At 60.2% G+C, this 10,095-nt stretch carries 4 protein-coding genes and 4 pseudogenes; 2 read left to right on the forward strand and 6 right to left on the reverse strand.

Going from position 1 to position 10,095, the window contains the following annotated elements:
* From GRI72_RS14355 to GRI72_RS14375, 5 genes and pseudogenes are all read right to left on the reverse strand, one after another.
* Positions 1–810 (reverse strand): annotated as a pseudogene (locus GRI72_RS14355) (IS3-like element ISEli1 family transposase); the annotation flags it as partial.
* 58 nt (positions 811–868) lie between these two features.
* Positions 869–1,618, reverse strand: a complete 750-nt coding sequence (locus GRI72_RS14360; RefSeq protein ID WP_237487225.1) for a zinc-binding dehydrogenase — start codon at positions 1,616–1,618, stop codon at positions 869–871.
* Between the two features lie 732 nt (positions 1,619–2,350).
* Positions 2,351–4,501, reverse strand: a pseudogene (gene scpA / locus GRI72_RS14365) (methylmalonyl-CoA mutase).
* A pseudogene (locus GRI72_RS14370) lies at positions 4,498–5,892 on the reverse strand (acyl-CoA carboxylase subunit beta); the annotation flags it as partial. The pseudogenes GRI72_RS14370 and scpA, both read right to left, overlap by 4 nt.
* Before the next feature lie 428 nt (positions 5,893–6,320).
* Complete coding sequence (locus GRI72_RS14375; RefSeq protein WP_337191205.1) at positions 6,321–7,199, reverse strand: LysR family transcriptional regulator; 879 nt, start codon at positions 7,197–7,199, stop codon at positions 6,321–6,323.
* Between the two features lie 131 nt (positions 7,200–7,330).
* Here GRI72_RS14375 and GRI72_RS14380 point away from each other — a divergent pair, with 131 nt between their 5' ends.
* Positions 7,331–8,506, forward strand: coding sequence for an acyl-CoA dehydrogenase (locus GRI72_RS14380; RefSeq protein WP_119588194.1), 1,176 nt, complete (start codon positions 7,331–7,333; stop codon positions 8,504–8,506).
* A 132-nt stretch (positions 8,507–8,638) separates the two neighbouring features.
* Here GRI72_RS14380 and GRI72_RS14385 read toward each other — a convergent pair.
* Positions 8,639–9,438, reverse strand: a protein-coding gene (locus GRI72_RS14385) for an IS5 family transposase (protein ID WP_419880250.1) whose coding sequence is annotated in 2 segments (ribosomal slippage) — positions 8,639–9,109 and positions 9,112–9,438 — 798 coding nt in all. Because the reading frame shifts where the segments join, the coding sequence is not laid out codon by codon here.
* Between the two features lie 102 nt (positions 9,439–9,540).
* Here GRI72_RS14385 and GRI72_RS14390 point away from each other — a divergent pair.
* Positions 9,541–10,095: pseudogene (locus GRI72_RS14390) on the forward strand (IS3 family transposase); the annotation flags it as partial.

Genomic DNA, 10,095 nt, shown 5'->3' on the forward strand with positions numbered 1-10,095 from the left:
CGTTGTCGCTGACGATCATGCCGGGCTTGCCACGCTGGGCGATCAGCTCGGTCAGCTCGCGAACGACACGGCGACCAGAGATCGAGGTATCCGGCACCGCTGCGAGACACTCCCTCGTCACGTCATCGACGACGTTGAGCACGCGGAACCGCCTGCCAGACGCCATCTGATCGTGAACGAAGTCGAGGCTCCAGCGCTGGTTCGGTAAGGCGAGCACCGGAGCAGGTGCCCTCGTGCCGACTGCGCGCCTGCGGCTGCGTCGACGCCTCACCGCCAAGCCTTCCTCCTTGTAGAGCCTCTGGGTCTTCTTCCGGTTGATCATGATCCCCTCCCGACGCAGCAGGATATGCAGACGGCGATAGCCGAACCGGCGACGCTGGTTGGCCAGCTCCCGCAGCTTCTCTCGCAGACCGGCATCATCGTCCCGGGTGGAACGGTAACGCACGCTCTTGCGATCGGCATCGATGACACGGCACGCCCGCCGCTCGCTCATCCCGTGGCATGCCTGAAGATGAGCGACAGCTTCCCGCTGCGCGGCGGGCGTCAGAACTTTTTTGCCAGAAGATCCTTCAGCGCAGCCTTGTCCAACATCGCATCGGCCAGCAACCGCTTGAGCTTGGCGTTCTCGCTCTCCAGCTCCTTGAGCCGCCGGGCATCGGATACCTCCAGCCCGCCATACTTCGACTTCCAGTTGTAGATCGTCGCTTCCGAAACCCCGTGTCGCCGGGCCAGGTCGGCGGTCTTCGCTCCCGCCTCCGCCTCCTTGAGCACGCCGATGATCTGCTCTTCTGAAAACCTCGTTCTCTTCATCTCGTCCGTCCTTCTGTCAGGGCCGGACTCTAATCCAACTTGGAGGAAAATCAGGGGGTCACGTCACCTGAATCTTGCCACCTGCAAAGCCGCATACCAACAGCCTGCCCTCCCATGCCAAAAGGCGCAAGCTTTGTTCCGAGGTTTCTCCGCCAACCGGATCCAGGATTATATCGACCCCATCTGGAGCAAAGGCTCTGACTTGCTCAGGCCAATCACTCTGACGGTAATCGATCACATGATCCGCTCCATTCTCTTTCGCTACTCTCCGCTTATCTTCGTCCCCTGCCGTAGCAATGATGCGGGCTCCCACGGTCTTTGCAAGTTGAGTGGCAGCAATGCCCAATCCGCCTGCCGCCGCATGGATTAAAATTGTATCTCCCCTTTTGAGATTGCCTTTCACGAAAAGGGCGATGTGGGCGGTGGTATAGGAAACCGGAAGAGCGGCCGCAATTGGGGCTGGCAGATCTCCTATTGCCATCAAACGATCGGAAGGGACGGCACAGTATTGTGCAAAGGCGCCATTGCGGATCTGGCCTGCCACCCTGTCACCCGGAGAAAACTTTGAGCCTTTGATAGTCTCAACGACGGTTCCCGCTAGCTCGTTGCCCGGGATAAAAGGAGGTTCGATCCGATCTTGATAGTTTCCTGCAATAGCGATTTCGTCGGCGAAATTTAGACCTGCCGCTTCAATTTTGACTAGCGTATCCGCTCGATCCTCTTGCCCTACCTCGAGTTTTGGTATGGCAGTTTGGTTCAAGATCATTTCCTTTGGTTTGCCATATTTCCTGACGATCCAAGCTTTCATGGTCTCCAATTCAGTCTCCCTTGTCTGGACACAACCATGCGCATAGGTATGGACAATTTCTAGGATTGCAACTGGGCGTGATAGTAATGGTTCTTCTAATTCTCGAGCGATCTCCCCTCTGACTTGTGGGCCGACCCCACTGAATGGTCGGCATATTCGATTGCACGCAAATGCTTTCGGCACTGATCTTGTGTGCAGGTGGGCCATCCGTGAACAGAAGGGCTGCCGTGGCGGTGTCCAGCCTTCCGATGGCCGAGGGCGAGCGTAAGGATCTGTAGAATCTGGCCTTCGCAGTGGCCGGACTCCCTGTGTCCGTCAGCATCAATGGCACTGTCTTGAGGTTGTGATTAAAGGAAGGATTTGGGCTTCCTCGTAGTGGGGAAGGAACGAATCTATGGACGCCTCCCGCGCAAGGTGGATTTTTGATCGTGCTGCGGCATTGGATGCGTGAATCTATCCGGCCTATCGATCGAAGCAAATTTGCTTCTGGCCATGATGGGAATCCGCGCGGTTCAGTGCCTTCTAAGATGAGCGGCCTCGAAGGCCATCGTTCCTCACAGGCTGTGAAGCGACGGTCCGTGCCGTTACACCATCAAGTCTTGACCTCGCATTTGAAGCCATTCGTGATCCCGCTCAGCGCTGAGCCATGGTCACGCGATCTTGTAGCTCTCTCCGCTGCGCAATATCGCCCATGCCATGCGAGCCGTCTTGTTCGCCATGGCGTGAACATGATTACTCCGCCGCCTCTATTTCTTCGCCCGCAGGCGGCATGTTGTGGCCGAGCAGTCTTAGCAGGTCTGCGGCTGCTTCCACCACGTTGGTGCCTGGGCCGTAGATGCCCTGCACTCCGGCTTTCTTCAGGAAGTCGTAGTCGGTTTGCGGGATCACGCCGCCCGCCACCACCTTGATATCGGCGCGGCCCGCGTCCTTCAGGTGCTCGATCAGCTCGGGGATCAGCGTCTTGTGGCCTGCGGCGAGCGATGATGCGCCCACGGCATCGACCTTGTGCTCCAGCGCCATCTTCGCGGTTTCCTCGGGCGTCTGGAACAGCGGGCCGCTGATCACCTCGAACCCCATGTCGGCAAAGGCGCTCGCGATCACGTTCGCCCGCGATCATGCCCGTCCTGCCCCATCTTGGCGACAAGGATACGGGGCTTGTGATCGAGGCGGCGGGCCACGGCCTCCCCCCCCTTCCACCACCTGCGCATATCGTTCATCGCCTTCGTAAGCACTGGAATAGACGCCCTTCACCGGTGTGGGGATGGTGTCGTAGCGACCGAAGGCCTCTTCCATCGCGGCGGAGATCTCGCCCAGCGTCGCGTCCGCGCGGGCGGCTTCCACGGCGAGTGCCAGCAGGTTGGCATCGCTTCGCGCACCATCGGTCAGCGCCCCGAGCGCTGTCTTGCAGGCCGCTTCGTCCCGGCTCTGGCGCACCTTCTCGATGCGGGCAACCTGCGATGCGCGGACCTTGTGGTTGTCGATATCCAGCGTATCGATCGGGTCTTCCTCGGCCTTGCGGTACTTGTTCACGCCGACGATCACCGTCTCGCCCTTGTCGACCTTGGCCTGCTTTTCGGCAGCGGCAGATTCGATGGCCGCCTTGGGCGCGCCGCTGGCGACGTAGGCGGTCATGCCGCCCGCTTGGTCCACCTCTGCCAAGAGCTCGCGGGCCTTGTCGGCAATCTCCTTCGTCAGCGCCTCTATATAATAGCTGCCCCCCAGCGGATCGGCGACGTTGCAGATGCCCGTCTCCTCCTGGATCACCAGCTGGGTGTTGCGGGCGATGCGGGCGGAGAAGTCTGTCGGCAGCGCGATGGCCTCGTCCAGCGCGTTGGTGTGCAGCGACTGCGTGCCGCCAAGCACGGCAGACAGCGCCTCCAGCGTGGTACGGATGACGTTGTTGTAGGGATCCTGCTCCTGCAACGACACGCCGGAAGTCTGACAGTGCGTGCGCAGCATCTTCGATTTTTCGTTCTTCGCGCCAAGCTCGGTCATCACCTCGTGCCACAGCAGGCGTGCGGCGCGCATCTTGGCGATCTCCATGAAGAAGTTCATGCCGATCCCCCAGAAGAACGACAGGCGCGGCGCGAAGGCATCGATATCGAGGCCCGTTTCCATCGCGCGCTTGGCGTATTCCTTGCCGTCCGCGATGGTGAAGGCAAGTTCCTGCACCGCCGTCGCCCCGGCCTCGTGCATGTGATAGCCGCTGATCGAAATCGAGTTGAAGCGCGGCATGTGCTGGCTGGTGTAGGCGATGATGTCCGACACGATCCGCATCGAGGGCGCAGGCGGATAGATGTAGGTGTTGCGGACCATGAACTCCTTCAGGATGTCGTTCTGGATGGTGCCGCTGAGTTTTTCCTGGCTCACGCCCTGCCGCTCTGCCGCCACGATGTAGAACGCCATGACCGGGATTACTGCCCCGTTCATGGTCATCGAGACACTCATCTCGTCGAGCGGTATCTGGTCGAACAGGATCTCCATGTCGCGCACGGTGTCGATGGCGACGCCCGCCTTGCCCACGTCTCCGCGCACGCGCGGGTGGTCCGAATCGTAACCGCGATGGGTGGCAAGGTCGAAGGCGACCGAGAGGCCCTTCTGCCCCATCGCCAGGTTACGGCGATAGAAAGCGTTCGATTCCTCCGCCGTCGAAAAACCCGCATATTGCCGGATCGTCCAAGGGCGGCCTGTGTACATGCTGGCATAGGGGCCGCGCGTATAGGGCGCAAAGCCGGGCAGGCCGGGATCCAGCCCCTCCGCATCCTGCGCCGTGTAAAGCGGCTGAACCTCGATCCCCTCCGGCGTGCGCCACACAAGATCACGGCCTCTTATTTCCTTTGAAGCGCGCTCCTGCCAGTCAATCTTTGTATTTTTGTCGGTCATAGCGGCAGGTTATCGTGCTTCTTCCACGGGTTCTCGAGCTGTTTGCCTGCCAGCTTGCGCAGGCCCAGCGCGATGCGGCGGCGGGTGGAGCGTGGGTAGATCACTTCGTCGATGTAGCCACGTGATGCCGCTACGAAGGGGTTGGCGAAGCGGTCTTCGTATTCCTTCGTCTTCTCGGCTATCTTGTCAGGGTTGTCGCGGTCCTGGCGGAAGATGATCTCCACCGCGCCTTTCGCGCCCATCACCGCGATCTCGGCGGTAGGCCAGGCGTAGTTGAGGTCGCCGCGCAGGTGCTTGGATGCCATCACGTCATAGGCCCCGCCATAAGCCTTGCGGGTGATCACGGTGATCTTGGGCACGGTCGCCTCGGCATAGGCAAACAGCAGCTTTGCGCCGTGCTTGATGATGCCGTTGTGCTCCTGGCTGCTGCCGGGGAGGAAGCCGGGCACGTCCACGAATGTCATGATCGGGATGGAGAAGGCATCGCAGAACCGCACGAACCGGGCGGCTTTGCGGCTGGCGTCGATGTCCAGCACGCCAGCGAGCACCATCGGCTGGTTGGCGACGAAGCCCACGGGCTTGCCTTCGATGCGGCCGAAGCCGGTGATGATGTTCGCGCCGTGCTTTGGCTGAATCTCGAAGAAGTTGCCATCGTCGACAACCTTACGGATCAGCTCGTGCATGTCGTAGGGCATGTTGGAACTGGCCGGGATCAGCGTGTCGAGGCTGTCCTCGCGCCGATCCCACGGATCGTCTGTCGGCAGTTCGAGCAGCGGATCGCGGTTGCTCTCGGGCACGAAGCCGATCAGCTCGCGCGCGGCCAGCAGCGCCTCGATATCGTTCTCCAGCGCAAGGTCGGCAACGCTCGTCTTGGTGGTGTGCACCACCGCGCCGCCCAGGTCCTCCTGCGTGACTTCCTCGTTGGTGACGGTCTTCACAACGTCCGGCCCGGTCACGAACATGTAGGAACTGTCCTTCACCATGAAGATGAAGTCGGTCATGGCGGGCGAGTATCCCGCCCCGCCCGCGCACGGCCCCATGATGCGGCTGAGCTGCGGCACGACCCCGCTGGCGAGAACGTTCTACTGGAACACCTCGGCATAGCCGCCAAGGCTGGCCACGCCTTCCTGGATGCGCGCCCCGCCGCTGTCGTTGAGGCCGATGACGGGCGCACCGACCTTCATGGCGTTGTCCATCACCTTGCAGATCTTCTCCGCATGACGCTTGGACAGACTGCCGCCGAATACGGTGAAATCCTGGCTGAAGACGTAGACCAGTCGCCCGTTGATCGTGCCGCTGCCGGTGACGACACCATCGCCCGTTATCTTCTGGTACTGCATCCCGAAATCGACGCAGTCGTGCTCGACGTAGGTATCGAGTTCCTCGAAGCTAGTGGGCCGAGGCTCGCGTGGGCCAATGACAATGTTCACAGAAAACCCACGCCAGTGGACCGTGGGGCTAATCACACAGATCATGTTGCCTGGTTACCGGTTACCATGCGCGGTCCAACGAGATGCCCTCAACTCAGTATCAAGCACCTTCAATAACTCACAAATACGGCGCAGGAGCTTCGCGATATTCTATCGAGCGGGGGGACCTGAGAATATTAACTACTCGCTTGTAAACCGCTATCAGTTTCGCGTCGGGCGCGGCCTCGCCAACTTCAACAACACAACCGTGTGTCTCGATTCGCCTCCTTCTGCGCCGGGAACGCCGAAGACTGGGCATTCTAACAAGCTGTATGGCTAGCAAGGGGTTTTCAACTTCCACCGGATAGTTGTTCCGACGCTCTCCTTTCCTCTAATCACTTCTCTAGCAATCAGTCTTGCAAAGCAATTGCCGGCCTTTTATCGAATAGCGTGAGGATCTGATTGGCGGCACGCGTTGGCGCATCCTTGCGACAAACCAGAACCGTCTCGAGACATTCGGAATAGTCCCCCAGTGGACGAAAGACTACACCTTTCAGACCAAGATTGCAAAGCGACTCCGGTGCGAGCACGAGGCCGACGCCGGCGGCAGCAAGGCAGGCTGCGCTTACGAAGTCTTCGGTACTTAAAATTTCCGGCATCACGATCCCACCTGCCTTCGCCAGGCGACGAACGGAATCATTCAGCCCGACCTGTTCGCGAAATTGCGGCACAATGAAGCGCTCGCCGGACAACTCCCTCGATATGATCTCGTCTGCCTCAACAAGACGATGGGTCGACGACATGCACACCATCAGCGCCTCGGAACAGATGACCGTTGCAGTGCCACCCGGTAGATAGGAGGGGCGCGGCCTGACCAGCGCCATGTCAAGGCTGCCAGCTTCCAGCGCGGCAAGCTGCTCAGGCGTTTCCATCAGGCGTGGCAAAACTGTCAGTTCAGGCAGTGCCGCTCGTAAGCGCGACAGGATCCTAACCAACGAGCCATTCATCGCGGCTGAGAAGACAAAGCCAATGCTAAGCGGACCACTGCTGTCGCGAGCGAGATTACGGCCCGATCGCTCAGCCCGATCCAACTGACGGAGCGTCTCTCTAGCTTCTTCCAAGAAAAGTTGTCCAACGTTGGTGGCATGGATGTTGACCTTCGCACTGCGATCAATCAGTTCAACGCCGAGTTGGTCTTCGAGCCGCCGCAGACGTTTGCTCACGACTGACTGAGCAATACCCAGCACGTCAGCGGCACGTGAGAAACTGCGCGTTTCCGAAATTGCCACGAAAGCAGCAAGACACTTTCCGTCAATCACAGGTCATTCCAATTCGCGATCATATTCGGTATTTATTGTCATTGTGCGAATGAGACAACCCGGCCATTTTGCTTAGGTAAAGGAGATTAAGCGTGGCGGACATGGCAAAATTCGATTGGGAAGACCCCTTTAGGTTCGATGAGCTTCTTACCGAGGAGGAGCGGATGGTGCGCGATTCTGCGCACGGCTTTTCTCAAGGCGAGTTGCAGCCGCGCGTGATCGAGGCTTTCCGCGAGGAGAAGGACGCGCCGGAATTGTTCGCGATGATGGGCGAGGCGGGCATGTTGGGCGTGACCTTGCCGGAGGAATATGGTGGTGCGGGCGCTAGCTATGTCGCCTATGGGCTTGTGGCCCGCGAGATCGAACGTGTCGATTCGGGCTACCGATCGATGGCCTCGGTCCAATCCAGCCTCGTCATGTATCCGATATACGCCTATGGCTCGGAGGAGCAGAAGCGCAAATATCTGCCCGGCCTCGCGTCGGGCCAGCTAATCGGCTGCTTCGGCCTGACCGAGCCCGATGCCGGTTCCGACCCCAGCGGGATGCGCACCGTCGCCAAGCCGGATGGCGATGGATTTGTCCTTAGCGGCACCAAGACTTGGATCAGCAATGCGCCATTCTCCGACGTCCTTGTTATCTGGGCCAAATCGGAGGCGCATGGCGGTGCAATCCGGGGCTTCCTCCTCGAGAAAGGCATGGCAGGTCTTCAAACGCCCAAGATTGAAGGCAAGATCAGTCTACGCGCGTCAACCACCGGGATGATTCTGATGGACGGAGTGCGAGTCGCAGCCGATGGTTTGCTTCCCTTTACCGAAGGGTTGAATGGGCCGTTCGGATGCCTCAACCGAGCACGCTATGGCATTTCATGGGGGGCGATGGGAGCAGCGGAGTTCTGCTTCCATGCTGCGCGCCAATATGGCCTCGACCGCAAGCAATTCGGCAGACCGCTTGCTGCAACCCAGCTCTATCAGAAGAAGCTGGCGGATATGATGTGCGACATCGGCTTCGGCCTGCAAGCAAGCCTGCGCGTAGGTCGCTTGATGGAAGAAGGTCGGTTTGCGCCCGAGATGTCCTCCATGGTCAAACGCAACAATGTCGGAAAGGCGCTCAATATCGCGCGTCAGTCCCGGGATATGCTTGGCGGCAACGGTATCTCCGAAGAATATCAAGTCATCCGCCACATGGTGAACTTAGAGAGCGTCAACACTTATGAAGGCGCCCACGATATCCACGCATTGATTTTGGGTCGCGCGATCACTGATATCGCTGCGTTCTGATAGGTGCTTGGCTCACTCGCGAAAAGATATCGGAGTGGCGCGAATCCTGGTTGGCCTTTGTCTGGGCGGTGAAGGTGAAGGCCCATCTTGGCGCGGAGGTGACGTGCCCCCCTGATTTTCCTCCAAGTTGGATTAGGACACCGACTCATAAGCGCGTAGCCAGATTCGAGTGGCGGCGAGTTTGACGAGGGCGAGGAAGTTGGCGTCATGCTTTTCGTAGCGCGTGGCGATGGCCCGGTAGTGCTTGAGCTTTGAGAAGAACCGTTCGATTCGGTTGCGGCGTCGATAGGCGCTGCGATCGAGCGGTGGCGGGGCGGATCGGCGCGGGATTGGTTTGATGACAGCCTTTGCGCCGGTCGCGGCGAGATGGGCGCGCAGGACATTGCTGTCATAGGCCGCATCCGCCAGCAGCGCCTGGCCGGGGCCGATCGTGCCGAGCATGTCGCGGGCCGAGCGTCCGTCATGGGCCTGCCCGGCAGTGAGCTTGAGCGTGATCGGCAGGCCGCGCGCATCGGTCACGGCATGCACCTTGGTCGTCAGACCGCCTCGCGAACGCCCCATGCAGCAGGCTCGAAGGTCAGCCACGCCGGCGGTCTCGGAGCCCCCCTTTTAGCGTTGGCGCCGTGCTGGTGAACCCGGATCGAGGAACTGTCGACCGATTGCTCGTCTCCCTCGTAGGCGGCGGATACGGCGGAGAAGATCCGATCCCAGACGCCGACCTTCGCCCAGCGCACGAAGCGGTTGTAGCAGGTCGTATAAGGACCATAGCGCTCAGGGATGTCGGCCCAAGGCGATTCTGTCCGCAAACGCCAGTAAATGCCGTTCAGGACCATCCGGTCATCGACCCGCGGCACTCCGCGAGGCTTGTTCGGCAGGAGCGGTGCGATAATCGACCACTCGAAATCCGTCAGTTCGTATCGCCGCTGGCTCATGGCTGCTCTCCTTTGCAAACCTTGAATCAGCAATCACCGCCTCGTGCCACCATTTTATGAGTGCACGTCCTAGAGTCCGGCCCTGATAGAAGAACGGTCGACAAGCGGCTGCTGGCCGATGCGATGCTGGACAAGGCGGCACTGAAGGATCTCCTGGCAAAAGGTTTTGACGCCCGCCGCGAAGCGGGAAGCTGTGGCTCATCTCCAGGCCTGCCACGGGATGAGCGAGCGACGGGCGTGCCGTGTCGTTGGTGCCGATCGCGAGAGTGTGCGCTACCGCTCGACGCGAGGCGACGATGCCGAGCTGAGAGAGAAGCTGCGGGAGCTGGCCAACCGGCGTCGTCGGTTCGGCTATCGGCGGCTGCATATCCTGCTGCGCCGGGAGGGGATCATGATCAACCGTAAGAAGACCCAGCGCATCTACCAGGAGGAAGGCTTGGCGGTCAGGCGGCGACGCAGCCGCAAGCGTGCTGTCGGCACAAAGGGCTCCTGCCCCGGTGCCGGCTCTGCCGAACCAACGCTGGAGCCTGAACTTTATGCACGACCAGATGGCGTCGGGCAGGAGGTTCCGTGTGCTCAATGTAGTCGATGACGTGACCAGGGAGTGCCTGGCAGCGGTGCCGGACACATCGATCTCAGGCCGCCGTGTCGTGCGAG

The organism is Pelagerythrobacter marinus, assembly GCF_009827515.1.
Taxonomy (GTDB): Bacteria; Pseudomonadota; Alphaproteobacteria; order Sphingomonadales; family Sphingomonadaceae; genus Pelagerythrobacter; species Pelagerythrobacter marinus.